Below are 25,499 nucleotides of genomic sequence, written 5' to 3' on the forward strand. Positions count from 1 at the left end.
GGCCGCCATGTCGTTCCTCTTGCGCGATACCGAAAAGATCGTCTGCGCCGGCCTCCTTCTGGCGATGACGGCGCTCGGCTTCGCCAATGTCGTCGTGCGCTATCTGACGAGCTACTCGCTGGCGGCGACCGAGGAGCTTCTCACCAACGGCTTTCTGGTGCTCACCGTCTTCGGCGCGGCGATCGCCGCAAGGCGGGGCGAGCATCTGGCCGTCACGCTGCTCTACGACTGGGTGCCGCGGCCGCTCCGCCGGCTGATCCTGATCGTCTCGAGCCTGCTTTCCGTCTCCCTTCTGGCGATGTCGGCCTTCTTCACCTGGCAGCTCCTCACCAACCAGCTTGAGAACGGCGTCCTTTCCTACGCGCTGCAGATCCCGGCCTGGTACTATTCGGCGCTCCTGCCTTTCGGCTTCGCCCTCGTCATGATCCGCTACATCCAGCATGCCGTGGAGATGTGGCGCGGGCCGGCCACCGAGGTCGTCGCCGATGTTTGAGGTCGATGCCGGCACGCAGATGGTCGTGCTGTTCTTCCTGCTTCTCTTCCTGCGCGTGCCCGTCGCTTTCGCGCTCGGCCTCTCGGCGGTCTACGCCATGTGGCAGATCGGCTTCGGCCTCGACATGGCCGGCGACCTCATCGCCTCCGGCATCGCCAAGTTCTCGCTGCTGGCGATCCCGTTCTTCATCCTCGCCGGCACGCTGATGGGTTCGCTCGGCATCGCCGCCCGGATGATCGCGTTCTTCCGCATCCTCGTCGGCGGGCTGCCGGGCGGCATGGGCCTCGTCGGCACCGTCGTCTGCCTCTTCTGGGGTGCCGTCTCCGGCTCCGGCCCGGCTTCGGTCGCCGCCATCGGGCCGCTCATCGTGCGCGGCATGGCGGCCGACGGCTATCCGCCCGCCTTCGCCGCCGGCCTCGTCTGCGCCGGGGCGGGGCTCTCCATCGTCATCCCGCCCTCCATCGGTCTCGTCATCTACGGCGTCATCGCCGAGACCTCGATTGCCGACCTCTTCACCGCGGCGATCATCCCGGGCCTCTTCATGGGCGTCCTGATGCTGCTGGCGCTGCCCTTTGCCGGCGCCGTGGAGGAAGGCTCGCCGACGCTCAAGGGTCTGATGCCGGAAGCCTATGCCGATCTTCCCTACGGCCGGCGCCTTTGGACGGCCTTCCTCGATTCCTTCTGGGGGCTGATGACGCCGCTCGTCATCCTCGGCGGCATCTATTCCGGCGCCTTCACGCCGACCGAGGCGGCGATCGTCGCCTCCGTCTACGCCATCCTCGTCGGCGGCCTCATCTACCGGACGCTGACCGTCAAGGGTCTCTACGACGCGCTGACGGCGGCGAGCGCCTCCTCGGCCGTCGTCATGCTCGTCGTCGCCTATGCCAGCCTTTTCGGCTGGGTGGTGACGGTCGACGACCTCATCGGAAAATACTCCTCCATCCTTCTCGGCCTGAGCGACAACGAATGGGTGATCCTCCTCGTCATCATGCTGATCCTGCTGATCGCCGGCATGTTCATGGACGCGATCACCATCATGTTCATCACGTTGCCGATCTTCCTGCCGGTGATGCACGAGCTCGGCTGGGACCCGATCTGGTTCGGCGTCCTCGTCATGGTGAACCTTGCCATCGGCCTCTTCACGCCGCCGGTCGGGATCAACCTCTACGTCGCCGCCAACATGACCGGCATGCCGCTGGAAAAGATCGCGCGCGGTGCCGTGCCTTTCCTCGCGACGAGCCTCGTCGGCCTGGCCGTCATCGCCGCCTTTCCCGAGATGTCGCGCTTTCTGGTCGATGCGCTGAAGTAGGCCAGCCATGCGCCGGGCGAGTTGACGCGAGCCGCCTCCGGGACGAAAGAGAGGCCACCGCTTCGGGCGGCGCGCGGGATGGCATGGCCATCCCGTTGCATTTTCAACGGCCGCCGACGCGGCCGAACCAATGGAAAAGACAGTGCAGAACCAACGAGCGGCGGGCGCGGGCGAGCCCGTCTATGTGCGGGCCGATTCCCGCAAGCGAATCACTTTCGTGGCGAGCGCGCGCGGGCATGCCGCGCTGCCGTGCCGGGTGAGGTGAGGATGCAGCCGCTTCAGGGCATTCGCGTCGTGGAGCTGGCGCGTATTCTTGCCGGCCCCTGGGCCGGTCAGGTGATGGCCGATCTCGGCGCCGACGTCGTCAAGGTCGAGGAGCCCACCAAGGGCGACGACACGCGAAGCTGGGGCCCGCCCTTCGTCACGGGCCCGGAGGGCGAGGAGATGGGCGCGGCCTATTTCCACGCCTGCAACCGCGGCAAGCGCTCGATCGGCGTCGATATCGCCAGCGAGGAAGGGCAGGGGATCGTCCGCCGCCTGTGCGCAAGGTCGGACGTCCTCATCGAGAACTTCAAGCTCGGCGGCCTGAAGAAATACGGCCTCGACGCGGAAACGCTCCGCCGCGATTTCCCGCATCTCATCGTCTGCTCCGTCACCGGCTTCGGCCAGACGGGGCCTTATGCCGCGCGCGCCGGCTACGACCTCATGATCCAGGGCATGTCCGGCATCATGTCGCTGACGGGCGAGGCGGCCGGCGAGCCGATGAAGATGGGTGTCGCCTTCGCCGACATTTTTACCGGCCTTTATGCCGTCATCGCCATCCAGGCGGCTCTGGCCGAGCGGGCGCGCACGGGCAAGGGTGCCCATATCGACATGGCGCTGCTTGATTCCATGGTCGGCGTCATGGCGAACCAGGCGATGAACTATCTCGTTTCCGGCGCCGCGCCGGCAAGGTGGGGCAATGCCCATCCCAACATCGTGCCCTACCAGGTCTTCGCCGCGAAGGACGGCCATCTCATTCTCGCCGTCGGCAATGACCGCCAGTTCCGCGCCCTCGCGCGCATTCTCGGCCATGAGGAATGGGCCGACGACCCGCGCTTTGCCGGCAATGCCCTGCGCGTTGCTAGCCGCGAGGCGCTGGTCGGGCTCGTGGCGGGCGAAATCGCCGGCTGGGAAAAGAACGCGCTCCTGAAGCGGCTGGAGGCCGACGCCATCCCCGCCGGTCCGATCAACACCCTGCCGGAGGTCTTCGCGGACCCGCAGGTCGCCGCACGCGGCATCGCCACCATGGCGGGCGGCGTCCCGGGTCTGAGGACGCCGATCCTGTTCGATGGCGAGCCGGCCACCTCCGGCCGGCGCTCGCCGAAGCTCGGCGAGCACACCGCGGAGATCCTGCGCGAACTGGACGAATAGGCCGCCTCAGATCTGGGCGGGGCCGAAGCGGTTCGGCCCCTGCTCGCCTCTTTTCGCGAACCAGAAGATGAGGACGATCGCGCCGATCAGCGGCACGAAGATGATCAGGTACCACCATCCGCTCCGGCCGATATCGTGCAGGCGCCGCACCGAAACCGCCAGCGACGGCAGGAAGGTGAGAAGGGTCCACACGCCGTTCGCGACGTCGCTCCGGTCCTGGTCGAAGCCGGTCGCGAACCCGAGCGCCAGCGAGACGATCAGGTTGAAGAGCACGAAGTACCAGAGCTCCGGCCGGTTGGCGCGCCCCGAAAAGGTGACATATTTGCGAAAGCAGGTGGCGACGGCTTCGCCGAAGGAGGCGACGCCGCGCTCTGCCGTATCCGCCTCGAAATCGCCCCGCGCGTATCGGCCCGTCTGCAGGAGGGCCGCCTCGTCTTGCGCGGACACGGCAGGCGGCCGGCCGGTGCGCGGCACGCCGCTCGCAAGGCGCAGCTCTGGGGGAGCGGCCGGTGCCGAGAGAAGATGCGGAACCACCTCCGCGGCGATGCGCCAGTCGTCCATGCCGGTGCGCCAGACGAGCGTCGCGCTGACGATCTTCCCGCCTTTGGCGAGCGAGGCGAATTCATCGCGCGTGAACGGTCCGCGCGGCGTTTCGCCCTCGGCGTAATACCAGTCTTCTTCAGCCATCTTCGCCCCCGACAGATCCTGCCGAGTTCACGATGATTCCGTGCTCCGGCGCCAGCCGTGAATCACGTGCTCTGGAAATGCACCTGAATGGGTGCGGACCGCACTGGCTGGCCCGCCGGCGCTTCTTCGCCCGTGGCTGCGGCCCCGCGAACTACCGGTAGCGCACCTGGGCAGACAGGATGGAGGGAGCGTCGTCGGGATCGGCGAGGCCGAAACCGGCAAGATTTCGCGCGCCCTGCGCGCCGGCCAGGCCGCGCCCGTTGAAGGCGTCGAGGAAGGATGGAACCTCGCGTGCCGGCATCGGCCTGGAGAAATAGTAGCCCTGCGCCTCGTCGCAGCCCATCTCGCAGAGCCGCGCGATCTGGTCGGTGTCTTCGACGCCCTCCGCCACCACCTTCATCCCGAGGCCGGAGCCGAGCATGACGACGGCGCGGACGATGGCGTCGTTTTCCGGATTCTGCACGAAAGACTTGTCGATCTTCAGCCGGTCGATCGGAAAGTCCCTCAGATGCGAGAGCGAGGCGAAGCCGGTGCCGAAATCGTCGAGCGCGATGCGGATCCCGGCCTGGTGGAGTGTCCTGAGCGTGTCCGCCACATCCTCCGACCCGGGCCCCAGATAGATGTTCTCCGTCACCTCGGCGACGAGGTGCCGGGGCGCGACCTCGCTTGCCGCCAGCCTGGAAAGAATCGTCTCCGGCAGGTTGACCGCGCGGAACTGGGCTGGGGCGAGGTTGATCCCGATGGCGCCGAACTCGACCCCGGCATCGAGCCAGAGCCGGGCCTGCTTCACCGCCTGGTCGAGCACGATGTCGGCGAGGAGAAGCGAGGTCGTGGAATCGTCCAGCGCCGTGGCGAAGGCGGCCGGGCTCAGCGTCCCGCGCGTCGGATGCTCCCAGCGTATCAGCGCCTCGAACTTGGAAACGCGGTGCGGCTGGTTGAGGCTGACGATCGGCTGGTAATAGAGGTGGAACTGGCCGGCAGAAATGCCGGCGCGCACATCTTCCAGAAGCTGCGCGCGAGACTCCACCTCGACCTTCATGGACGGCTCGAACATCGCCATCTGGTTGCGCCCGGCGCGCTTGGCCCGCATCAGCGCGAGGCTGGCCGCGCGCATCAGCCCGTCGGCATCCCTTTCGTCGCCCGGATAGACGGCCGCGCCCGCGCCCGCCGTCACGCTGAAGGATCGCGCGTCGATCTCGAAGGCCGGACGCAGGCGCTCCAGAAGCCCCGCGCCGATCGCCCGCAGTTCTTCCGGTCCTTCGATGTCCGGCAGGATGAGGCCGAATTCATCGTCGCCGAGGCGTGCCACCAGGTCCTGCGGCCGCGCCGCCTCGGCGAGGCGCGCGCCCATCGCCTGCAGCAGCCGGTCGCCGGCATCGTGGCCCAGCGTCTCGTTGAAATTCTTGAAGTCGTCGAGACTGAGGATGACGATCCCCATCTGCCGATCCTCGGTGTCGCAGCGGCTCGTCGCACCGGCCAGCCGCTCCAGGAAATGCGACCGGTTGGAAAGGCCGGTCAGCCGGTCGCGGAAGGCGATCCGCTCCAGATTGTCCTGATAGTCGTGCTCCTCGGTGATGTCCTGCACGCAGCCGAGGATGCGCTCGATCGTGCCGTCGATCTGCTCGGCCTCTCCCAGACAACGGATCCACCGCTTCCTTCCGCTGGCGGTCGTGATGGCGATCTCCCGGTCGAATTGCTTTCCCTGCCGGATCAGATCCCCGAGCGCCGTGCGGATCTGCTCGCGTTCATCCTCCTCCCAGAAGGCCTCTGACAGCGCGATGGTTGGCGTCACGGCCGGGTCGAGCTCGTGGATGCGGTACATTTCCGCCGACCAGGTCATTCGCTTGGTCGCCGGATCGAAGGCCCAGCTTCCGACCTTGCTGAGCCGCGTCGCCTGCGACAGGATCCGTGTCTGCCATTTGAGGTCGATGATCGTGCGCAGCCGCTGAAGCTCGTTCGTCGCGAGCGCGGCGAGCGCGGCAAGCGTCTGGCAGTTTTCCGGCGAGAACTCCCGCGGCTGGGTGTCGAGCAGGCAGAGCGAGCCGAGCGCCAGCCCGGGCCGGAGGCTGAGCGGCGCGCCGGCGTAAAAGCGCAGTCCGGTCTCGCCGGTGACATACGGATTGTCCGCAAAGCGCGGGTCGGCGCGCGTATCCGGCACGGCAAGGACATCGTCGCGCTCGATCGTCCAGTTGCAGATCGCGTCCGCGCGCGCCGTCCGATCGAGATCGATGCCGCATTTGGCGATGAAAGTCTGCTCGTCCTCGCTGAGCAGCGTGACGAGCGTGATGGGAACGCCGAAGAGACGCTGGGCGAGCTGGCAGATGCGGTTGAGCGCGGAATTGGCGCCGCCGTCGGCGAATTGATACTTCAGGACCTCCTGAAGCCGCTCATGCTCGTTGGCCCGCACGGGGTATCCGCGCACGCTCGATTTCTCGGCAACCATCGATTCGTCCTGTGTGCCTTTCGCAGGAAGCAAGGCTGAAGATGCTAGAGCTAAGGTTCACGGCGCTAAGAGGCAGTTAAGATCACGTTTTGTTGTCCCCGCGGGCCGGTATCGCCGGCGCCTCGCGCTGCGCCGGAAAAGCAATCCGTTCCTGCGAACTTTCAGCACACTGGCGGCGAAACTCTGGACGCAGTTGAAGAATGGGTGCACTTCAGGTTCGCCTCGCGCGGCTTCTCCCCGCGCGACTTCGGATGCGGCCCGCCTTCCGGTCCGCGCCGCGGTCGCGGCACGCGAGAAGTTGCCCGTCCCGCTCTTCACTGTGAGGATGAGGACTCACCTGAACACCATTCCTTCCGAAGACGACGTCGTTGATGTACATCGCCGGTCGCCCCGGCGCGGCCGGGCCGCGATGGCCCGCCTGGCAGGCGCCAGGCTCGGTCCCTGAATGAGAACAAGCCCGTAAGGTCTGAAGATGGCGCAGCCTTTCCCCTTTTCCGCGATCGTCGGTCAGGACGAGATGAAGACCGCGCTGCTCCTGGCGGCGATCGATCCGTCCATCGGCGGCGTCCTCGTCTTCGGTGACCGCGGCACCGGCAAGTCGACGGCCGTGCGCGCGCTCGCCGCGCTCCTGCCGAAGATGCGTGTCGTCATCGGCTGCCCCTATGGCTGCGACCCGAACCTGCCCGGCAAGCTCTGCGATTCCTGCCGCGAGCGGGCCGCCGAGGGCGCTCTGAAGAGCCGAGTGGTGCCCGTTCCCGTCATCGACCTGCCGCTCGGCGCGACGGAGGATCGCGTCGTCGGCGCGCTCGATCTCGAGCTCGCCCTGACCCGCGGCGAGAAGGCCTTCGAGCCGGGCCTGCTCGCGCGCGCCCATCGCGGCTTCCTCTACATCGACGAGGTCAACCTCCTGGAGGACCATCTGGTCGACCTCCTGCTCGACGTCGCCGCCTCCGGCGAGAACGTCGTGGAGCGCGAGGGGCTGAGCGTGCGCCATCCTGCCCGCTTCGTCCTCGTCGGCAGCGGCAATCCGGAGGAGGGCGAGCTGCGCCCGCAGCTTCTCGATCGTTTCGGTCTCTCCGTCGAGGTGAAGACGCCCGAGGACCTGCCGACCCGCATCGACGTCGTGCGCCGGCGCGACACTTACGAGCGCGATCCGGAAGCCTTCGTGGACAAATGGAAGCGCAAGGACGGTCAGCTCCGCGGCCGGATCACCCACGCCCGGGAGCGGCTGGCGGATGTCGTGGTGCCCGACAAGGCGCTGGAGAGGGCGGCGGAGCTGTGCATCGCGCTCGGCACCGACGGCCTGCGCGGCGAGCTCACCCTGATGCGCGCCGCCCGTGCGCTCGCCGCCTATGACGGCGACGGCGAGGTGACGGATGCCCATCTTCGCCGCATCGCGCCGCCGGCTTTGCGCCACCGTCTGCGCCGCAACGTTCTCGATGATTCCGGCTCGAGCGTGCGTGTCGGCCGGGCGCTGGAGGAGATCTTTGGCGCAGAATGAGGGCGCGCATAAGGGCCTGAAAGGCCCCGCCATCGGCGAGCGGCCGGGCGATGTTCTCGCCCAGGCGGCCTGGGCCGATGCCGCGCTCGCCGCCGCTCTTCTTTCCGTCGCGCCCGCCGATCTCGGCGGGGCGGCCCTGCGCGGCCTTTCCGGCCCGGCGCGCGAGGCCTGGCTCGGCGTCCTGCGTCCGCTCCTGCCCGAGGCGGCGCCGCTGCGCCGCATCCCGTTGCACGTCACCGACAGCCGGCTTCTCGGCGGCCTCGATCTCACCGCCACGCTGAGCGCCGGCCGGCCCGTCGCCGAGCGCGGCATCCTGGCCGCCGCCGATGGCGGTCTCGTCGTCCTCGCCATGGCCGAGCGCTTTGCCTCCGGCAAGGCGGCCCATCTCGTCGCCGCCATGGATGCGGGCGAAGTGGTTCTGGAGCGCGACGGGCTCGCCCTTCGCACCCCGACGCGCTTCGGCGTCATCGCGCTCGACGAGGGCGTCTCGCAGGAAGAAAGCCCGCCCGCGGCGCTGCTCGACCGGCTTGCCTTCCATCTCGATCTTTCCGCCGTCAGCCTCAGAAGCCTCGATGCGCCCGAAGTGACGGAAGGGGAGGTCGCCGATGCCCGCGCGCGCTACGGCGCCATCGAACTCTCCGACAAGGCGCTGCAGGCGCTCTGCGGCACGGCGATGGCGCTCGGCATCGGCTCCCTGCGCGCCCCGATGCTGGCCGGCCGTGTCGCCCGTGCCCATGCCGCCCTCAGCGGCGAGAGCGAGGTCGGCGAGACGAATCTGGAGGTCGCCGCGCGCCTCGTTCTGGCGCCGCGCGCCACCATGATGCCGATGACGGAGGAGGAGGGCGAGGAGGAGACCCCGCCCGAACAGCCCCCCGAGCCGCCTGAAGAGGGCGCCGACCAGGAAAAGGACAAGGAAGAAGCCAGGGACAGGCCGCTGGAGGACGTCGTTCTCGATGCGGCGAAGGCCGCCATCCCGGAGGGGCTTCTGGCCGCGCTGCAGGCCGGCATGGAGCGGCGCAGCTCCGGCGGGCCGCAGGGCGGCAAGGCCGGGGCGGAGCGCCAGTCGGGCCTTCGCGGCCGGCCGATCGGCTCGCGCGCCGGCGACCTCAGGGATGGGGTTCGCCTCAATGTCGTGGAGACGCTGCGCGCCGCCGCGCCCTGGCAGCCGCTGCGCCGCTCGGTCGAGGCAAGGGGGGAGGCCAAGGGGCAGGCGACCGCGCGCCCGCGCGTGGAGGTGCGGCGCGACGATTTCCGCATCGCCCGCTACAAGGAGCGTTCCGAGACCGTGACGATCTTCGTCGTCGATGCGTCCGGCTCGGCCGCGCTTCACCGCCTTGCCGAGGCCAAGGGCGCCGTGGAGATGGTGCTGGCCGATTGCTACGTCCGCCGCGACCAGGTGGCCCTGATCGCCTTCCGCGGCGCCGAGGCGGAGATCGTCCTGCCGCCGACACGCTCCCTGGCGCGCGCCAAGCGCTCGCTCGCCGGCATGCCGGGCGGGGGCGGAACGCCGCTCGCTTCCGCGCTCGATGCGGCGGCGGGTCTTGCCGACAGCGTCAGGCGCAAGGGCCAGACGCCTTCCATCGTGCTCCTGACGGACGGGCGGGCGAACATCGCCCGCGATGGCGAGCCGGGTCGCGCGAAAGCCGAGGAGGACGCCTTCGCTGCCGCGAAAGTGTTCCGGGTCATGGGGCTCAAGGCGGTGCTGATCGATACCTCGCCGCGGCCTCAGGAGAGGGGCGCGCGCATCGCCGCCGAGATGGGGGCGACCTACCTGCCGCTACCCTATGCGGACGCCGCCGCCATGTCGCGCGCCGTGCAGGCGGTCGCGCCGGGCCGGGGTTCGCCCGTGGCGGCGTAGGCGCAAGAGAGTGGCGGCGTAAGAGACATGTGGAACGAAAAGGCTTGGCCGGCACCCATCGGATTGGCATTTTCCGGGCAGTGGACGTCAGCGGACGGGGCGGCGAGCGTCGATGCCTGAAAGGTTGAACTGGGACCGCGAGGGCCGTTCCTGGCCGAATCGCGATGCGAGCCGCTTCGTCGAGGCGGCGGGCCTTACCTGGCATGTCCAGGAGATGGGCGAGGCGGAGGAGGGGCGGCCGCTCCTCCTGCTCGTCCATGGCACCGGCGCGACGACCCATTCCTGGGGCGCCATCATGCCGATCCTCGCCCGGCATTTCTGCGTCGTCGCGATGGACCTGCCGGGCCACGGCTTCACCGACAAGCCGGCGCCGGAGCGCCTTTCCATGCCGGGCATGGCAAAGGATCTGGCCGCGCTCCTCGCAGTGCTCGACATCGAGCCGGAGATGGTCGTCGGCCATTCGGCGGGCGCCGCCATCCTGATGCGCATGTGCCTCGACGGCCTTGCCCATCCGAGCCTCCTCGTCAGCCTCAACGGTGCGCTCCTGCCGCTGTCGGGCATGGCCGGGCAGTTCTTTTCCCCCGTCGCCAAGGTGATGGCGCGTTCCACCCTCTCGGCGCATTTCTTCTCCTGGAGCGCGTCGGTCGACCGGCGCTCCGTCACCCGCCTCATCGACGGCACCGGCTCGAAGCTGCCGCGCCGGGATATCGAATGGTACGAGCTCTTGGCCCGCAACACCGGTCATGTCTGGGCGGCGATCAACATGATGGCGAACTGGGAGCTCGGGCCTCTGGAGCGCGACATGGCGAAGCTGAGGACGCCGCTCGTCCTCGTCGCGGCCGGCGAGGATCGCTCCATCTCGCCGCAGACCGCCTTCCGGGTGAAGGAGATCATCCCCGCCGCCGAGGTGGAGTACGTGACCGGTCTCGGCCATCTCGCCCATGAGGAGGATCCGCAGGTCATCGCCGACCTCTTCCTGAGGCTTGCCCGCACGCACGCCATCCTCGGATGATCCCCGGCATAGGCGAATCTAGCGCATCTGCGCGCTCAGGCCGCATCCAGACGCGCTTCTCGCGTTGCCTGCGGGGCGGTGACCGGGTTAGTGTCAGGCTATGTTGACACGTGCTTCGTCGAACGTTCCTGTCACTGCCGAGGCGGAGCACCAGCCGCATGCGATTGTCATCGGCTCGGGCTTCGGCGGGCTCGCTGCCGCCATCAGGCTCGGCGCTCGCGGCTACCGCGTCACCATCCTGGAAAAGCTCGATAAGCCGGGCGGGCGTGCCTACGTCTTCCGTCAGGATGGCTTCACCTTCGATTCCGGGCCGACCATCATCACCGCGCCCTTCCTGCTGGAGGAGCTCTGGGCCCTTTGCGGGCGCAGCCTCTCCGACGATATCGAGCTGAGGCCGCTGAGGCCCTTCTACAGGCTGCGCTTCGACCGGGGCGAGATCTTCGAATGCTCCGACGATCCGGAAGCGATGCGCCGCGAGGTGGCTCGCTTCTCGCCGGACGACGTCGCCGGCTACGAGCGTTTCATGGCCGAGGCGGAGAAGATCTACAAAGTCGGCTTCGAGGACCTGGCGCATGTGCCCTTCGGCTCGCTCATGGACATGGCCAGGGTGCTGCCGGATTTCGTGCGCCTGCAGAGCTTCCGCACCGTCTATGGCTGCGTGGCGCGCTACGTGAAGGACGAGCGCCTGCGCACGGCGCTGAGCTTCCATCCGCTGTTCATCGGCGGCAATCCCTTCGCCATCACCTCCATCTACGCCATGATCGCGCATCTGGAGCGCAAATGGGGTGTCCACTTCGTCATGGGCGGTACGGGGCGCCTGGCGGAGGCGATGGTCGGCCTCGTCGAAGGGCAGGGCGGCTATGTCCGCTACAATGCCTGCGTCGAGGAGATCCTGGTGGAGGACGGCCGGGCAAAGGGCGTCAGGCTCGCCGGCGGCGAGACGCTCCGCTCCGATATCGTCGTCTCCAATGCCGATTCGGCCTGGACCTACCGCCACCTCATCCCCGCGGCCGCGCGAAAGCGCTGGACCGACCGCAAGATCGACAAGGCCCGCTACTCCATGGGCCTCTTCGTCTGGTATTTCGGCACCGATCGCCGCTACGAGGATGTGGCCCACCACACCATCCTCTTCGGCCCGCGCTACCGTTCGCTGGTCAACGACATCTTCAGGAAGAAGAAGCTGGCGGAGGATTTCAGCCTTTATCTGCACCGGCCGACGGCGACCGATCCTTCGCTGGCACCGGAGGGCTGCGACGCCTTCTATGTCCTCTCGCCCGTGCCCCATCTCGATTCCGCGACGGACTGGGCGGTGGAGGCCGAGCCGTACCGCAGGAAGATCGAGGCGTTCCTCGCCGAGACGACGCTTCCCGGCCTCGGCGAGCACGTCGTCTCCTCGCGCGTGGCGACGCCGGTCGATTTCAGGGAGCGTCTTCTGGCCTTCAAGGGCGCCGCCTTCGGGCTGGAGCCACTCTTCACCCAGAGCGCCTGGTTCCGTCCGCACAACAAGAGCGAGGACGTGGAAGGCCTCTATCTCGTCGGTGCGGGCACCCATCCGGGCGCCGGGGTGCCGGGCGTCCTCTCCTCAGCAAAGGTTCTCGACATGGTGGTCCCGGATGCAGCCGCTCTTGCCTGATGCGCCGCTGGCGACGCCGGCCGACCATGCCGCCTGCCGCGAATTGATTCGCACCGGCTCGCGCACCTTCTTCGCCGCCTCCATGCTCCTGCCGCCGCAGGTGAGGGAGCCGGCCTACGCGCTCTACGGCTTCTGCCGTCTCTCCGACGACGCCGTCGACCTTTCCGGCGGCGATATCGGCGCGCTCCATCGCCTGCGCCAGCGCCTCGATGACGCCTATGCCTGCCGTCCGGCCCCGATTGCGGCCGACCGCGCTTTCGCCGAGATCGTGCTGCGCTACGGCATTCCCCGCAGCATCCCCGATGCGCTTTTGGAGGGCTTCGCCTGGGACGTGGAGGGCCGCCGCTACGAGACGCTGAGCGACCTGCATGCCTATGCCGCCCGCGTCGCCGGCACGGTCGGCGCCATGATGGCGATGCTGATGGGCGAGTGCGGCCATCCGGTCATCGCCCGGGCCTGCGACCTCGGCGTTGCCATGCAGCTCACCAATATCTGCCGCGATGTCGGCGAGGATGCCCGCAACGGGCGCATATACCTGCCGCTGCAATGGATGCGCGAGGCGGGGATCGATCCCGACGAATGGCTGCGCCGGCCGGAGTTCAGCGAAGAGCTCGGCGGTGTTATCGGGCGCGTTCTTGGTGAGGCCGACCAGCTTTACGCCCGCGCCACCAGCGGCATTGCGCGCCTTCCCTGGAACTGCCGGCCGGCGATCCACGCCGCCTGCCGCCTCTATGCCGAGATCGGCCGCGAGCTGGAGCGCCGGGGCCTCGATTCGGTCTCCCAGCGTGCCGTCGTGCCGGCCTCTCGCAAGGCATGGCTTCTCGCCCGCACATCCGCGACGCGGCTTTCCTGCTCCAAGGGGCTGACCTTCGCGCCGCTGCCGGAGACCCGCTTCCTGGTCGATGCCGCCGTCGCCGCGGCCGAATCGCCGTATCTGCGCCGCCAGGTCCGCCGCCGGGGCGTCAGCGAGCACACCGAATGGGTGATCGACCTTTTTGCCGATCTCTCCCAGCGCGAGGCGGGGGCCCGCCTCCGCACCTAGCTGCCGGTTTCCTCGCGCCGCTCTTCTGGACTTTCCCACTTTCTGTCATGCTCTGCCTCGCATTCGGACCATGAGCCGGCCCTCGGAGAGACGCCGGCGAAAGGGGGAGCAGTGATGGCAAGTCCCGGTCCCATGGTGATCTTCGAGCTGGTCTTCATCTTCGGGGGCTGCCTCGTCTTCTGCATCTGGCAGCTCGTCTCGTTGCGGCGCGACCGGATGCGCATGGAGCGCGAGGAAGAAGAGAAGAAGCGCCGCGCGATCCAGCGCTGAGGATGACGGAAGCCGCCCGCGCCTTGCGTCGCGCGTCGCTCCGCCGCTTGTGAGCGGCGGCAGCCCTCCCTACTGTCCACGCGCCCGAAGAATCGGATCAAGGGAGATGGACAATGGGTGAGATGGCACTGCTTCCCTCGCTGACACTGATGACGATCGGCGGCCTGATCGCCCTGGCGATTGTCTTCGTCGTCTACAAGCTGCGCAGCGGCAAGAAGCGCTGAGGCAAGGGCCTCCGCCGCGGGCTCAGCCCGCTCGCGGCATCCGGAAAGGCAGGAGCATCCGCACCCACCCCTTGCGGAACCGCTCCAGCGAAAGGCTCTCGTGCACCGCCGTCACCTCCGCGCCCGCCAGCCGGGTCGAGACGAGCGAGCGGGCGTAGAAGGGCGTATCCTCCAGCGTCTCCACCACCTTCGCCGCATTCTGCGTCTCGCAATGCGTGCCGCGGGCGATCCGCCATATCCGGGTCGTCGGCAGCGGCGCAGGCGGGGGAGGGGCGAAGGCGCGGGCGCCGCCCTGCCGGTCGAAGAGCAGCGAGAGCGTGCGCCGCCCGCCCTTGCGCCGCTGCATGTCGTAGAGGACGGCGGCCCCGTCCGGATGCGCCGCGCGCGACCAGTCCCAGGAAACGAAGCCGTCCTCGAGCGGCTCGCTCCCCCAGTTGCAGTCCATATACGCCTCGCCCTGCCAGGCCAGATGCGGGTGTTCCAGCCGCACCGTGGCGCGCCCCGCTGGCGCGATCGGCCACCAGCAATGCCGCCCCTCCTCGTCGAGCGCATAGGGGCCGGGCGTGATCGCCGCCGGCTTGATGCGCACGACGCCCTTGAGGCGCGTGGGGATCGGCACCGTCCATTCGTTGATGCGGATCGTCACGCCGCTGCCGTCGAAGGAGACCGCGCTCGGGCCGACGACGAGCGCCTGCGGCGTGCGGTGGAGGGCCTTCTTGCCGCGCTCCGTCATCGACCAGCGCTTGCCGGCCTTGCCGTAGAGCGCGACGTTGATGCCGCAGTGATTTTCCGGCGCCGCCCGCCCGCGCTGGCGCGCCCAGGCGTAGTAGGGCGAGAAGACGGAGCCGACGAAGGCGATGATGGTCAGCCCGTGGCGCCCGTCGTCGCTGAGCGCGTCGACATACCACCAGCGATAGCCGCCCGGCTCTACCGGCGCGTCGAAGCGAAGTCGGTTATGAGCCGCTCCGCCGCCATCCGGCCCGACAGCGCCGCCATCGGCACCCCCGCTCCCGGATGCACGCTGCCCCCCGCCATGTAGAGGCCCGGCAGGCGCGTCCTCGCTCCCGGCCGCTCGAACGAGGCCTTCCATCCGTGCGAGGCCTGGCCGTAGAGCGCTCCCCCCGTCGCCGGGAACAGCTTTTCGAATTCGTTCGGCCCGGTGATCGTCTTGGCGCCTTCCGCGATCCTCAGCTTCAGGCCGCATCGTTCCATCAGCCGGAACGTCCGTTCCTCGCATCGGGCAATCTCCTCCGCCTCAAGCGGCTTCACGTCGCCGCGCGCCGGCGCGTTGACCAGAATGAAAAGCCTTTCTTCGCCCGAAGGTCCACCCGGCCGGTCGCCGCGGTCCTGGGCGCAGACATAGACGGTCGGCACGTTCGGCAGTTCGCCCTGGCGGAAGATCCGCTCGAACTCGCCGGCGTAATCGTCTGAGAAGAAGACGTTGTGGCGGATGAGGTCGAAGCCTTCCGTCTCGGCGACAACGGAGAAGGTGAGGGCGGAGAGAGAGCGCTGCGCCCCGCCGGGAAGGGCGACGGCCGGCGCGGCCGCCCCGCCGAAATGCCCGTTCGCCAGCGCCGCCACGTCGGCGTTGAGGATCACGGCGTCCGCCTCCACAACCTCGCCGCTGGCAAGCCGCACACCCGATGCCCGCCCGCGGCTGACCAGCACCTCGGCGACCCTTTCGCCGGTGCGAATCTTCGCCCCCCTTTCGCGGGCGAGCCGGGCGAGCGTCACCGCCACCTGGTGCATGCCCCCTTCCACCAGCCACACCCCCTCCTGCTCGACATGGGCGATCAGCATCAGCGTCGCCGGCGACAGGTAGGGCGAGGAGCCGCAATAGGTCGCATAGCGCCCGAAGAGCTGGCGCAGGCGCGGATCGGCGAAGAACTCGCCGAGCGCGCTCCATAGCGTGGTGAAAGGGCTGATCTCCATCAGCCGCGGCATGCCGAAGAAGCCGACGCCCTTCATCAGGCTCTGCACGCTCGGCCGCTCGGCGCGGATGAAGGGACGGTCGAGCGTCTGGAAGATGCGCCGCGCCCGCTCGCAGAAGCGCAGATACCCGCTGGCCTCCCGGGGCCCCGCGAAATCGCCGATCGCCTCCGCGCTGCGGCCGATATCGGCGAAGAGGTCGAGCCGTTCCTCGCCGTTCCAGGCATGGCGCGCCAGCGTCTCCACCGGTTTGAGTTTCAGCTCGGACGAGAGCGAGGCGCCGGCCGCCTCGAAGATCTCCTCGAAGAGGTGGCGCATGGTGAAGACGGTCGGCCCGCCATCCATCTTCGCCCCGCCGGCTGCGACTTCTCGCATCTTGCCGCCGGGCGCGTTTTCCTTCTCGATGAGCGTGACCGCTGCGCCCCGCGAGGCGAGGGTAAGCGCCGCCACCAGCCCGCCGATCCCGGCTCCGACGACGATCACACGGCTGGTAGGCACCGCGACATTTCCTCCCCCCGCAAGGTCGATGAAAGCATTGACTTACGGGTAGCATCTGTCCATCCTGATTGACACTCCTTTGTGACAACAAAGGCTGACAAAACGGGAGCTTAGGGGGGCGTCATGGAAGCCTTGGTCCGCATCGAACAGGCTCTCGACATGGCGGTCAGCCATGCCGAAGCGGCCGGCGCGCCGCCGCAGCTGGCCGAAGCGATCCGCTATTCCGTCTTTCCTGGAGGGGCCCGCATCCGGCCGCGGCTGTGTCTTGCCGTCGCATCGGCCTGCGGCGACGACGAGCCGGATCTTTCCTCCGCCGCTGCGGCCTCCCTTGAGCTCATCCATTGCGCCTCGCTGGTGCATGACGATCTGCCCTGTTTCGACGATGCCGAGACGAGGCGCGGGCGGCCTTCCGTCCATCGCGCCTTCGGCGAACCCCTGGCGGTTCTGGCCGGCGACGGGCTGATCGTTCTGGCCTTCGAGACGCTGGCGCGGGCAGGGGCCTGCGCCCCCAGCCGGCTCGCATCCCTCGTCCTTACCCTCGGACGCGCCGTCGGCATGCCCGCCGGCATCGTTGCCGGCCAGGGCTGGGAGAGCGAGCCGCGTGTGTCCGTCTCCGACTACCATCGTGCGAAGACCGGCGCGCTCTTCACGGCCGCGACCGTGTCGGGCGCGGTGGCGGCCGGGGCGGATCCGGGTCCGTGGCGGGCGCTCGGCGAGCGTCTGGGCGAGGCCTATCAGGTCGCTGACGATCTGCGCGACGCGGTCGCGGCGGAGGAAGAACTCGGCAAGCCGGTCGGCTGCGATGCGCGTCTCGGCCGCCCGAGCACCGTCCGCGAGCTCGGCGTGCATGGCACGGTCGAGCGGCTCTCCGGCCTCGTGGCGGGCGCTGTCGCCGCCGTCCCCGATTGTCAGGGCTCCGATCAGTTGAAGGCGCTCGTCATGTCGGAAGCCAAGCGGCTGGTGCCGAAGAAGCTCGCCGACAGGGCGGCCGCCTGAGAAGGCTGGGAGCCGGGGCCTCGTCCCACGGGTAAAGAACGATATGCAGGCCTCTGATCTCGCGACGTTCTGGCTGGAGCCGGTTCTGTCGCTGCGCGACCGTCTGGTCGCCAGCCCCCGCTTTCGTGCCTGGGCGGCGTCCAATCCGCTGACGCGGCCGATCGCCCGCCGCCAGGCCCGCTCCCTCTTCGATGTCACCGCCGGCTTCGTCTATTCGCAGGTCCTGGCCGCCTGCGTGCGTCTGCAGCTCTTCGATGTCCTGGCCGCCGGCCCCCAGGCCGTGCCCGATCTCGCCCGCCGCCTCGGCCTTTCGGAGGAGGCGACGGTGCGCCTGATGCGCGCGGCGGGCTCGCTGAAGCTCGTCTCGCGCCGCAGCCGCGGCCGCTGGGGGCTGGGTCCCCTCGGCGCGGCGATGATCGGCAACCCCGGCATCGCCGCCATGGTGGAACACCACGCGCTCCTCTACGCCGATCTCAAGGAGCCGCTGGCGCTGCTGCGCGAGGAGCCGGGCGAGCGCCAGCTTCAGAACTACTGGTCCTATGCGCGCTCGGAAACGCCCTCCAGCCTGCCGGCCGAGCGCGTCGGCGCCTACACCCAGCTCATGGGTACCTCGCAGGCGATGATCTCGCAGGAGATTCTCGCCGCCTATCCGCTCGACCGGCATCGCCAGATCCTCGATGTGGGCGGCGGCGACGGCAGCTTCCTGACGGCGGTGGCCGAGCGCGCGCCGCATCTGCGCCTGACGCTCTTCGACCTGCCGCCGGTTGCCGCGCGCGCCCAGCAGCGATTCGCCGACAAGGGGCTCGGCGAGCGGGCGCTGGCCATCGGCGGCGACTTCCTGCGCGATCCGTTGCCCCGGGGCGCCGACCTCATTTCGCTGGTGCGCATCGTCCACGATCATCCGGACGATGCCGTCATGACGCTCTTCCGCGCCGCGCGGGTGGCTCTGCCGCCCGATGGCCGGCTCCTGATCGCCGAGCCGATGTCCGCCGCGCCGGCCTCCGAGCCGGCCACGGACGCCTATTTCGGTTTTTACCTGATGGCGATGGGTCGCGGCCGGCCGCGTTCCGTGCCCGAGATTCGCACCATGCTGAGACGCGCCGGATTCGCCAGAACCCGCGTGGTCCCGAGCCCTACGCCGGTGCTGGCGCGCGTTTTGGTCGCCGTTCCGGATCATTCCAATGTGTAAATCTTGCTTGACGTATGAAGAGGTAAAGCTAGACTTACACCTCCGATAAAGTGCCGCCGAAGAGCACGAACGAGGCTCCACGAGAGGCCCATAGAGGCGCGCCGATGAACACCCTCGCAGTTGTCCTGGAAGAGCCTGAGCGCCTGGCGCTCAAGGAGGTCGCGATTGCGGCCCCGGGCGAGGACGACGTGGTCGTGGACATCGAATGGAGCGGTATTTCCACCGGTACGGAACGGCTTCTGTGGTCGGGCCGCATGCCGGATTTCCCGGGCATGGGCTATCCGCTCGTGCCGGGATACGAATCGGTTGGCCGGGTCAGCGAGACGGGGGCAGCGGCCCGCTCACGCTTGGGTGAGCGGGTTTTCGTTCCGGGATCCAGGTGCTTTTCCGATGTGCGCAGCCTGTTCGGCGGCGCCGCGCGGCGTCTCGTCGTGCCGGCCGGGCGGGCCATCACCATCCGCGAGGATCTGGCCGAGCGCGGCACGTTGCTGGCGCTTGCGGCGACCGCCTACCACGCCATTGCGGCGGGTGGCGAAGCGCGGCCGGATCTCATCGTCGGTCACGGCGTGCTGGGCCGCCTTCTGGCCCGCCTTGCCATCGCCATGGGCGGCGATGCCCCGGTCGTCTGGGAGCGTAATCCGGACCGTGCCGATGGGGCGGAGGGCTACACAATCCTCGATCCGTCCGAGGATGGGCGCCGCGACTACCATGCCGTCTACGACGTTTCCGGCGACCCGCAGCTCCTCGACACGCTGATTGCGCGCCTCGCCCCCGCCGGCGAGGTCGTGCTGGCCGGCTTCTATTCCGCGCCGCTCTCCTTTTCCTTCCCGCCCGCCTTCATGCGCGAGGCCCGCATCCGCATCGCCGCCGAATGGCGCGAGCCGGACCTCGTGGCCGTGAAGGAGCTCATCGAAACGGGCCGTCTTTCGCTGGACGGCCTCATCACACACCGGCGCGAGGCGAGGCAGGCGGATGACGCCTATCGCACCGCGTTCGGCGACGCTTCATGCCTGAAGATGATTCTCGATTGGAGAGCCTCATGACCTTGGACGGCGATCAGCAGGGCTTCGGCCGCCGCTCGATGACCGACTATCTGCGCGACGAGGCTGCGATCGAGCCCGATCCGGCGGCGACGGGCGAGGTCACCAAGGAAACGCAGATCATCGCCATCTACGGCAAGGGCGGCATCGGCAAGAGCTTCACCCTCGCCAACCTCTCCTACATGATGGCCCAGCAGGGAAAGAAGATCCTGCTGATCGGCTGCGATCCGAAGAGCGACACCACTTCGCTGCTCTTCGGCGGGCGCGCCTGCCCGACCATCATCGAGACCTCGGCGGCCAAGAAGGCGGCCGGCGAGGAGGTGCAGATCGGCGACGTCTGCTTCAAGCGCGACGGCGTCTTCGCCATGGAGCTCGGCGGCCCGGAGGTGGGGCGCGGCTGCGGTGGCCGAGGCATCATTCACGGCTTTGAGCTCCTGGAAAAGCTCGGCTTCCACGACTGGGGCTTCGACTACGTTCTGCTCGATTTTCTGGGCGACGTGGTCTGCGGCGGCTTCGGCCTGCCGATCGCCCGCGACATGTGCCAGAAGGTCATCGTCGTCGGCTCCAACGACCTTCAGTCGCTCTACGTCGCCAACAACGTCTGCAGCGCGGTCGATTATTTCCGCAAGCTCGGCGGCAATGTCGGCGTCGCCGGCATGGTCATCAACAAGGATGACGGCACGGGCGAGGCCCAGGCTTTCGCGAGTTCGGTCGGGATCCCGGTGCTTGCCGCCATTCCCGCCGACGAGGACATCCGCCGCAAGAGCGCGAACTACCAGATCATCGGCAGGCCAGGCACGCAGTGGGCGCCGCTCTTCGAGGAGCTGGCTTCCAACGTCGCCATCGCCCCGCCGGTGCGCCCCGATCCGCTCACCCAGGAAGGGCTTCTCGGCCTCTTCAAGAGCGACGAGGTCGGGCGCGGCGTGGTCCTGGAGCCCGCCACGATGGCCGATATGTGCGGCGTCGAAGCGGCCGACAAGCCCTCCCTCGAAGTCATCTACGACACGGTCTGACGTGGAAAGGAGAGGGCGAAAGACATGACCGACCGGCAGAAAGAGGCGACCCGTCCGACAGGTGAAGTCGTGTACGACGACGCCGCGAACGCGCCGGTGGCGGACGCCCCCGCGGACGAGGGCGTGAACGCCACTGCCGCGAACAGCGCCTCCGCAGAAACCGTGACCGAAAATACCGTTGCCCAGGGCGATGGCATCGGCTGCCATGCCGGCAAGGACGAGATGCGCCGCGCCGCTGATGCGGCGGGCAACAGCGAGATTCTGGACCGCTACGCCGAGGACTATCCGGTCGGCCCGCACGACCAGCCGCAATCGATGTGCCCGGCCTTCGGCTCGCTGCGCGTCGGGCTGAGGATGCGGCGCACGGCGACCGTGCTGTCGGGTTCCGCCTGCTGCGTCTACGGCCTCACCTTCACCTCGCATTTCTATGGCGCGCGCCGCTCCGTCGGCTACGTTCCTTTCGATTCCGAAACGCTCGTCACCGGCAAGCTCTTCGAGGACATCCGCGAGGCGGTCTACAAGCTCGCCGACCCGGAGCATTACGACACCATCGTCGTCACCAATCTGTGCGTGCCGACGGCCTCGGGCGTGCCGCTGCGTCTCCTGCCGAAGGAGATCAACGGCGTCAGAATCATCGGCATCGATGTGCCGGGCTTCGGTGTGCCGACGCATGCCGAGGCGAAGGACGTGCTCGCCGGCGCCATGCTGCATTACGCCCGCACCGAGGCTGAGGCGGGTCCGGTCCAGGCGCCGCGCGGCGGTCCGAGCGAGAAGCCCACCGTCACGCTTCTGGGCGAGATGTTCCCGGCCGATCCGGTCGGCATCGGCATGATGCTGGAGCCGATGGGCCTGGCCGCCGGGCCGGTCGTGCCGACGCGCGAATGGCGCGAGCTTTATGCCGCGCTCGACTGCGCCGCGGCGGCCGCCATCCATCCGTTCTACAAGGCCTCCGTGCGCGAGTTCGAGGCGGCCGGCCGGCCGATCGTCGGCTCCGCGCCGGTCGGACACGACGGCACGGAAGCCTGGCTGACGGCGATTGGCGAGGCATGCGGCGTCGCCAAGAAGACCGTCGACGAGGTCAAGAACCGCTTCCTGCCGATGATCAGGGGCGCGCTCCAGAACACCCCGATCCGCGGCCGCGTGACGCTGTCGGGCTACGAGGGTTCGGAGCTTCTGGTGGCCCGCCTGCTCATCGAGAGCGGCGCCGAGGTGCCCTATGTCGGCACCGCCTGCCCGAAGACGCCCTGGTCGGACGCCGACCGCGAATGGCTGGAGGCGAGGGGAGTGACGATCCGCTACCGCGCCTCCCTGGAGGCCGACGTCGCCGCGATGCAGGAGCATCGTCCGGACCTTGCCATCGGCACGACGCCCGTCGTGCAGAAGGCCAAGGAACTGGCGATTCCGGGCCTTTATTTCACAAATCTGATTTCTGCCCGTCCGCTGATGGGCGTGGCCGGCGCCGGCTCGCTGGCGCAGGTCGTCAACGCGGCGATCGCCAACAAGGCGCGCTTTGCCGAGATGCGCGAATTCTTCTCCGGCGTCGGCTCGGGCGATGCCGCCGGCGTCTGGGAAGACGTGCCGGCCGACCGCTCCGACTTCCGCCGCCGCGAACTTGCCAGGGCCGAAAAGGCCAGGAAGGCCGCTGACCCGAAAAGGGTCGCGGAATCGGTGGTCTGATGCTCGTTCTCGATCACGATCGCGCCGGCGGCTACTGGGGCTCCGTCTACGTCTTCACGGCGATCAAGGGCCTGCAGGTGGTCATCGACGGCCCGGTGGGCTGCGAGAACCTGCCGGTCACCTCGGTCCTGCACTACACCGACGCCCTGCCGCCGCACGAACTGCCGATCGTCGTCACGGGCCTGTCGGAGGAAAACCTCAACCAGATCGGCACCGAAGGCGCCATGCGCCGGGCCCATCGCGCGCTCGACCCGGCCCTGCCGGCGGTCGTCGTCACGGGTTCCATCGCCGAGATGATCGGCGGCGGCGTCACGCCCGAAGGCACCAATATCCAGCGCTTTTTGCCGCGCACCATCGACGAGGATCAGTGGCAGAGCGCCAACCGCGCCATGTACTGGCTGTGGACCGAATACGGCGCCAAAAAGGGCAAGATGCCGCGTCCGCGCCCGCGCCAGGAAGGCGACAGGCCGCGCGTCAACATCATCGGCCCGACCTACGGCATGTTCAATTCGCCGTCCGACCTGGCCGAGATCCGCCGCCTCGTCGAAGGCATCGGCGCGGAGGTCAACATGGTCTTCCCGCTGGGCAGCCACCTTTCCGAGGTGCCGCGCCTGGTGGATGGCGACGTCAACATCTGCATGTACCGCGAATTCGGCCGCATGCTCTGCGAGGCGCTGGAAAAGCCCTTCCTGCAGGCGCCGATCGGACTGCATTCCACGACGAAGTTCCTGCGCGCCCTCGGCGAGCTCCTCGGTCTCGACCCGGAGCCGTTCATCGAGCGCGAGAAGCACACGACGATCAAGCCGCTCTGGGACCTGTGGCGCTCCGTCACCCAGGACTTCTTCGGCACGGCGAGCTTCGCCGTGGTCGCCAACGAGACATATGCGCGCGGCCTGCGCCACTTCCTGGAAGGGGAGATGGGGCTGCCCTGCACCTTCTCCTTCGCCCGCCGCGCCGGCGTGAAGCCGGACAATCAGGCGGTGCGCGAATCGGTTCGGGACAAGACGCCGCTGATTCTCTTCGGCAGCTACAACGAGCGCATGTATCTCTCCGAGATCGGCGCGCGGGCCGTGTATATTCCCGCCTCCTTCCCGGGGGCCATCATCCGTCGCCACACCGGCACGCCCTTCATGGGCTATTCCGGGGCGACCTACCTCGTCCAGGAAGTGTGCAACGCGCTTTTCGATGCGCTTTTCCACATCCTGCCGCTCGCCACGAATCTCGACGAGATCGAAGCGACTCCCTCGCGGCTCCACAAGGAGCTGCCCTGGGACGACGAGGCCAAGAGCCTGCTCGACGAAATGGTCGAGCAGCAGCCAGTTCTGATCCGCATTTCCGCCGCTAAGCGCTTGAGAGATCAAGCGGAATCGAGCGCGCGGCAGGCGGGAGAAGACCGCGTCACTGTTGCGCGTATGCGCCGGATCGCGGGGGGTATAAAAGAGGACGTGCTCGCATGACGGGGGTCGTCCGTAGCAAGAAATCCCGGCCAGAGGCCAAGCCGCAAGGCAACGTTTCAACCGGGGTAAGTATGGAGAGGGCATATGGCTGCGATCGAAAAATCGAACGTTGCGCTGTTGCGGTCCAAGGAAGAGAGAGACTTCAGGCTCATCTATTGGGTGAGCTTCTCGTTCTTTCTGGTCGTCTGCGTATTCGCTCGGCTTCTGCCGCCTCAGTGGCGGCCTTTCCCTCCGGGACCGAATGGTCGCCGGTCGGTGATCGACGAAGCTCGGGCGGCTGCCAATACCACCATCCCCTTCGCATTCATGCGCTGAGCGCATTGTCGAATTCGTCCGGCTTTGCCGGGCGGAACCGCGTCGCGACTATGTCGTGACCGTTCCCAGCCGCGCGGGATGTGCGCGGTAACGGCCGAAAGGCTCATTAACGAGGGTAGATCAATGGCTGAAATCGATAGGCCGGTCTCGCTGTCGGGTCTGACGGAAGGCGAGGCTCGCGAATTCCATGGCGTGTTCATGACCAGCTTCATGGTCTTCGTCGTCGTGGCGATCGTCGCCCATATCCTGGCTTGGATGTGGCGTCCGTGGATCCCGGGTCCTGAGGGCTATGCGTTCCTCAACGACCTGCCGACCACCGCGGCGGCTTTCCTGTCAACGCTCGCATAGGGGGAAGAGAAATGTGGAAAGTTTGGCTCCTGTTCGATCCGCGTCGTACGCTGGTCGCACTGTTCACCTTCCTGTTCGTTCTGGCTCTGCTCATTCACTTCATTCTGCTGAGCACGGACCGGTTCAACTGGATGCAGGGTGCCCCGTCGGCCCCGGCACAGACCAGCCAGGTCGAGCTGATCACGCCGCTTGCCTGAGCGACGAGACGGAAGTTTTTGCGAATGGCAGCGGACTGGCACTCAGTCCGCTGGGATTCCCAGCCCGCTGCCATCTTCACGCCGAAGCGACCTCGCTTCGCGTCTCGTTGACCGGAGGATTGAGCAATGGCGATGCTCAGCTTTGAAAAGAGGTATCGCGTTCGTGGCGGTACGCTAATCGGAGGGAATCTCTTCGATTTTTGGGTGGGGCCGCTTTACGTCGGCTTTTTTGGCGTAACGACGGTCTTCTTCTCAGCGTTGGGCACCGGGCTTATTCTCTGGGGCGCGGCGCTGGGACCGACCTGGAATATCTGGCAGATCAGCATTGCTCCGCCGGATATTTCGTATGGCTTGGCTCTGGCGCCGCTCCGCGAGGGCGGGCTCTGGCAGCTCATCACGATCTGCGCGCTTGGCGCGTTTGGATCGTGGGCCCTGCGCCAAGTCGAAATCTCCCGCAAGCTCGGCATGGGCTATCATATTCCCGTTGCCTACGGCTTTGCGGTTTTTGCCTACTTCACCCTGGTCGTCATCCGGCCGGTGCTGATGGGCGCATGGGGGCACGGATTTCCGTATGGCATCATGAGCCATCTCGATTGGGTGTCGAACGTCGGGTATCAATTCCTGCACTTCCACTACAATCCCGCGCATATGATTGCCGTCAGCTTCTTCTTCGCGACGACGCTCGCGATGGCGCTGCACGGAGGCGTGATCCTGTCGGCCGTCAACCCGCAACCGGGTGAGGCAGTCAAGGGATCGGAGCACGAGAACACCTTCTTCCGCGATGTGGTGGGTTACTCCATCGGTTCGCTCGGCGTCCATCGTCTGGGACTGTTCCTGGCGTTGTCCGCGGCGTTCTGGAGTGCCGTCTGCATCGTCATCAGCGGCCCGTTGTGGTCCCGCGGATGGCCCGAGTGGTGGGGCTGGTGGCTCAACCTCCCGATCTGGAGCTAGGGCA

At 67.9% G+C, this 25,499-nt stretch carries 23 protein-coding genes; 19 read left to right on the top strand and 4 right to left on the bottom strand.

The genetic code is table 11. From position 1 onward, the window contains the following. The first annotated feature begins 7 nt into the window (after positions 1 to 7). The 3 genes from CLD20_RS02750 (at position 8) to CLD20_RS02760 (ending at position 3,215) form a co-directional block, all read left to right on the top strand. On the top strand, positions 8 to 493 hold the full coding sequence (locus CLD20_RS02750) for a TRAP transporter small permease (RefSeq protein ID WP_224405073.1): 486 nt from the start codon (positions 8 to 10) through the stop codon (positions 491 to 493). Continuing rightward, entirely contained in the window at positions 486 to 1,802 is a 1,317-nt protein-coding gene (locus CLD20_RS02755; RefSeq protein WP_224405074.1) for a TRAP transporter large permease, read from the top strand. Before CLD20_RS02750 ends, CLD20_RS02755 begins: the two co-directional genes overlap by 8 nt. 267 nt (positions 1,803 to 2,069) lie before the next feature. Next, on the top strand, positions 2,070 to 3,215 hold the full coding sequence (locus tag CLD20_RS02760; protein WP_224405075.1) for a CaiB/BaiF CoA-transferase family protein: 1,146 nt from the start codon (positions 2,070 to 2,072) through the stop codon (positions 3,213 to 3,215). Between the two features lie 6 nt (positions 3,216 to 3,221). Here the strand turns inward: CLD20_RS02760 and CLD20_RS02765 are convergent, their stop codons facing one another. Together CLD20_RS02765 and CLD20_RS02770 are read right to left on the bottom strand one after the other, a co-directional pair. Then, positions 3,222 to 3,902 carry a DUF805 domain-containing protein gene (locus CLD20_RS02765; protein ID WP_224405076.1) on the bottom strand — a complete coding sequence of 227 codons (681 nt, stop codon included), beginning with the start codon at positions 3,900 to 3,902 and terminating at the stop codon, positions 3,222 to 3,224. A gap of 151 nt (positions 3,903 to 4,053) precedes the next feature. Beyond that, entirely contained in the window at positions 4,054 to 6,345 is a 2,292-nt protein-coding gene (locus tag CLD20_RS02770) for a bifunctional diguanylate cyclase/phosphodiesterase (RefSeq protein ID WP_224405077.1), read from the bottom strand. Between the two features lie 472 nt (positions 6,346 to 6,817). On the opposite strand from CLD20_RS02770, the gene bchI reads away from it, so the two are divergent. From bchI to CLD20_RS02800, 6 genes are all read left to right on the top strand, one after another. Beyond that, on the top strand, positions 6,818 to 7,846 hold the full coding sequence (gene bchI / locus CLD20_RS02775) for a magnesium chelatase ATPase subunit I (RefSeq protein ID WP_224405078.1): 1,029 nt from the start codon (positions 6,818 to 6,820) through the stop codon (positions 7,844 to 7,846). Positions 7,847 to 7,877: 31 nt separating this feature from the next. Then, complete coding sequence (locus tag CLD20_RS02780) at positions 7,878 to 9,704, top strand: magnesium chelatase subunit D (RefSeq protein WP_224405522.1); 1,827 nt, start codon at positions 7,878 to 7,880, stop codon at positions 9,702 to 9,704. Positions 9,705 to 9,816: 112 nt separating this feature from the next. Beyond that, positions 9,817 to 10,716, top strand: coding sequence for an alpha/beta fold hydrolase BchO (gene bchO / locus CLD20_RS02785; RefSeq protein WP_224405079.1), 900 nt, complete (start codon positions 9,817 to 9,819; stop codon positions 10,714 to 10,716). A 100-nt stretch (positions 10,717 to 10,816) separates the two neighbouring features. Further along, on the top strand, positions 10,817 to 12,349 hold the full coding sequence (locus CLD20_RS02790; protein ID WP_224405080.1) for a phytoene desaturase: 1,533 nt from the start codon (positions 10,817 to 10,819) through the stop codon (positions 12,347 to 12,349). Further along, entirely contained in the window at positions 12,330 to 13,391 is a 1,062-nt protein-coding gene (locus CLD20_RS02795; protein ID WP_224405081.1) for a phytoene/squalene synthase family protein, read from the top strand. The genes CLD20_RS02790 and CLD20_RS02795 overlap by 20 nt, the downstream gene beginning before the upstream one ends. Positions 13,392 to 13,505: 114 nt before the next feature. Then, positions 13,506 to 13,661 carry a hypothetical protein gene (locus CLD20_RS02800; protein ID WP_224405082.1) on the top strand — a complete coding sequence of 52 codons (156 nt, stop codon included), beginning with the start codon at positions 13,506 to 13,508 and terminating at the stop codon, positions 13,659 to 13,661. A gap of 246 nt (positions 13,662 to 13,907) precedes the next feature. On the opposite strand, the gene CLD20_RS02805 is transcribed toward CLD20_RS02800, so the two are convergent. Both CLD20_RS02805 and crtD read right to left on the bottom strand, forming a co-directional pair. Further along, positions 13,908 to 14,753, bottom strand: coding sequence for a carotenoid 1,2-hydratase (locus tag CLD20_RS02805; RefSeq protein WP_224405523.1), 846 nt, complete (start codon positions 14,751 to 14,753; stop codon positions 13,908 to 13,910). A gap of 59 nt (positions 14,754 to 14,812) precedes the next feature. Continuing rightward, positions 14,813 to 16,312, bottom strand: coding sequence for a 1-hydroxycarotenoid 3,4-desaturase CrtD (crtD, locus tag CLD20_RS02810; protein WP_224405083.1), 1,500 nt, complete (start codon positions 16,310 to 16,312; stop codon positions 14,813 to 14,815). Positions 16,313 to 16,435: 123 nt separating this feature from the next. Here crtD and CLD20_RS02815 point away from each other — a divergent pair, with 123 nt between their 5' ends. From CLD20_RS02815 to pufL, 10 genes are all read left to right on the top strand, one after another. After that, positions 16,436 to 17,308 carry a polyprenyl synthetase family protein gene (locus CLD20_RS02815; RefSeq protein WP_224405084.1) on the top strand — a complete coding sequence of 291 codons (873 nt, stop codon included), beginning with the start codon at positions 16,436 to 16,438 and terminating at the stop codon, positions 17,306 to 17,308. A 43-nt stretch (positions 17,309 to 17,351) separates the two neighbouring features. Continuing rightward, positions 17,352 to 18,497 (top strand): acetylserotonin O-methyltransferase, encoded by a 1,146-nt coding sequence (locus CLD20_RS02820; RefSeq protein ID WP_224405085.1) that lies wholly within the window; start codon positions 17,352 to 17,354, stop codon positions 18,495 to 18,497. A gap of 104 nt (positions 18,498 to 18,601) precedes the next feature. Beyond that, positions 18,602 to 19,540: a chlorophyll synthesis pathway protein BchC gene (gene bchC / locus CLD20_RS02825; RefSeq protein ID WP_224405086.1), complete on the top strand. Its 939-nt coding sequence runs from the start codon at positions 18,602 to 18,604 to the stop codon at positions 19,538 to 19,540. Further along, positions 19,537 to 20,550 (top strand): chlorophyllide a reductase iron protein subunit X, encoded by a 1,014-nt coding sequence (locus tag CLD20_RS02830; protein ID WP_224405087.1) that lies wholly within the window; start codon positions 19,537 to 19,539, stop codon positions 20,548 to 20,550. The genes bchC and CLD20_RS02830 overlap by 4 nt, the downstream gene beginning before the upstream one ends. 24 nt (positions 20,551 to 20,574) lie before the next feature. Beyond that, on the top strand, positions 20,575 to 22,227 hold the full coding sequence (gene bchY / locus CLD20_RS02835; RefSeq protein WP_224405088.1) for a chlorophyllide a reductase subunit Y: 1,653 nt from the start codon (positions 20,575 to 20,577) through the stop codon (positions 22,225 to 22,227). Next, entirely contained in the window at positions 22,227 to 23,684 is a 1,458-nt protein-coding gene (gene bchZ, locus CLD20_RS02840; RefSeq protein ID WP_224405089.1) for a chlorophyllide a reductase subunit Z, read from the top strand. Before bchY ends, bchZ begins: the two co-directional genes overlap by 1 nt. An 84-nt stretch (positions 23,685 to 23,768) precedes the next feature. Further along, on the top strand, positions 23,769 to 23,999 hold the full coding sequence (locus CLD20_RS02845) for a hypothetical protein (RefSeq protein ID WP_224405090.1): 231 nt from the start codon (positions 23,769 to 23,771) through the stop codon (positions 23,997 to 23,999). Between the two features lie 123 nt (positions 24,000 to 24,122). Next, entirely contained in the window at positions 24,123 to 24,347 is a 225-nt protein-coding gene (pufB, locus tag CLD20_RS02850) for a light-harvesting antenna LH1, beta subunit (RefSeq protein ID WP_224405091.1), read from the top strand. Positions 24,348 to 24,358: 11 nt separating this feature from the next. Then, a complete protein-coding gene (gene pufA, locus CLD20_RS02855; RefSeq protein WP_224405092.1) occupies positions 24,359 to 24,544 on the top strand; it encodes a light-harvesting antenna LH1, alpha subunit in 186 nt (61 codons plus the stop codon). Positions 24,545 to 24,670: 126 nt separating this feature from the next. Beyond that, the gene (gene pufL, locus CLD20_RS02860) at positions 24,671 to 25,495 is read left to right on the top strand and encodes a photosynthetic reaction center subunit L (RefSeq protein WP_224405093.1); all 825 of its coding nucleotides are present in this window, start codon (positions 24,671 to 24,673) and stop codon (positions 25,493 to 25,495) included. The last annotated feature ends 4 nt before the right edge of the window (positions 25,496 to 25,499 follow it).

The organism is Afifella sp. IM 167 (assembly GCF_020144925.1).
Classification (GTDB): Bacteria; Pseudomonadota; Alphaproteobacteria; order Rhizobiales; family Afifellaceae; genus Afifella.

Excerpts from the sequence above, each read along its gene's own strand:
- CLD20_RS02750 (WP_224405073.1), top strand. The coding sequence starts at position 8 with ATGTCGTTCCTCTTGCGCGATACCGAAAAGATCGTCTGCGCCGGCCTC.
- CLD20_RS02755 (WP_224405074.1), top strand. The coding sequence starts at position 486 with ATGTTTGAGGTCGATGCCGGCACGCAGATGGTCGTGCTGTTCTTCCTG.
- CLD20_RS02760 (WP_224405075.1), top strand. The coding sequence starts at position 2,070 with ATGCAGCCGCTTCAGGGCATTCGCGTCGTGGAGCTGGCGCGTATTCTT.
- CLD20_RS02765 (WP_224405076.1), bottom strand. The coding sequence starts at position 3,902 with ATGGCTGAAGAAGACTGGTATTACGCCGAGGGCGAAACGCCGCGCGGA.
- CLD20_RS02770 (WP_224405077.1), bottom strand. The coding sequence starts at position 6,345 with ATGGTTGCCGAGAAATCGAGCGTGCGCGGATACCCCGTGCGGGCCAAC.
- bchI (WP_224405078.1), top strand. The coding sequence starts at position 6,818 with ATGGCGCAGCCTTTCCCCTTTTCCGCGATCGTCGGTCAGGACGAGATG.
- bchO (WP_224405079.1), top strand. The coding sequence starts at position 9,817 with ATGCCTGAAAGGTTGAACTGGGACCGCGAGGGCCGTTCCTGGCCGAAT.
- CLD20_RS02790 (WP_224405080.1), top strand. The coding sequence starts at position 10,817 with ATGTTGACACGTGCTTCGTCGAACGTTCCTGTCACTGCCGAGGCGGAG.
- CLD20_RS02795 (WP_224405081.1), top strand. The coding sequence starts at position 12,330 with ATGCAGCCGCTCTTGCCTGATGCGCCGCTGGCGACGCCGGCCGACCAT.
- CLD20_RS02800 (WP_224405082.1), top strand. The coding sequence starts at position 13,506 with ATGGCAAGTCCCGGTCCCATGGTGATCTTCGAGCTGGTCTTCATCTTC.
- CLD20_RS02815 (WP_224405084.1), top strand. The coding sequence starts at position 16,436 with ATGGAAGCCTTGGTCCGCATCGAACAGGCTCTCGACATGGCGGTCAGC.
- CLD20_RS02820 (WP_224405085.1), top strand. The coding sequence starts at position 17,352 with ATGCAGGCCTCTGATCTCGCGACGTTCTGGCTGGAGCCGGTTCTGTCG.
- bchC (WP_224405086.1), top strand. The coding sequence starts at position 18,602 with ATGAACACCCTCGCAGTTGTCCTGGAAGAGCCTGAGCGCCTGGCGCTC.
- CLD20_RS02830 (WP_224405087.1), top strand. The coding sequence starts at position 19,537 with ATGACCTTGGACGGCGATCAGCAGGGCTTCGGCCGCCGCTCGATGACC.
- bchY (WP_224405088.1), top strand. The coding sequence starts at position 20,575 with ATGACCGACCGGCAGAAAGAGGCGACCCGTCCGACAGGTGAAGTCGTG.
- bchZ (WP_224405089.1), top strand. The coding sequence starts at position 22,227 with ATGCTCGTTCTCGATCACGATCGCGCCGGCGGCTACTGGGGCTCCGTC.
- CLD20_RS02845 (WP_224405090.1), top strand. The coding sequence starts at position 23,769 with ATGGCTGCGATCGAAAAATCGAACGTTGCGCTGTTGCGGTCCAAGGAA.
- pufB (WP_224405091.1), top strand. The coding sequence starts at position 24,123 with ATGGCTGAAATCGATAGGCCGGTCTCGCTGTCGGGTCTGACGGAAGGC.
- pufA (WP_224405092.1), top strand. The coding sequence starts at position 24,359 with ATGTGGAAAGTTTGGCTCCTGTTCGATCCGCGTCGTACGCTGGTCGCA.
- pufL (WP_224405093.1), top strand. The coding sequence starts at position 24,671 with ATGGCGATGCTCAGCTTTGAAAAGAGGTATCGCGTTCGTGGCGGTACG.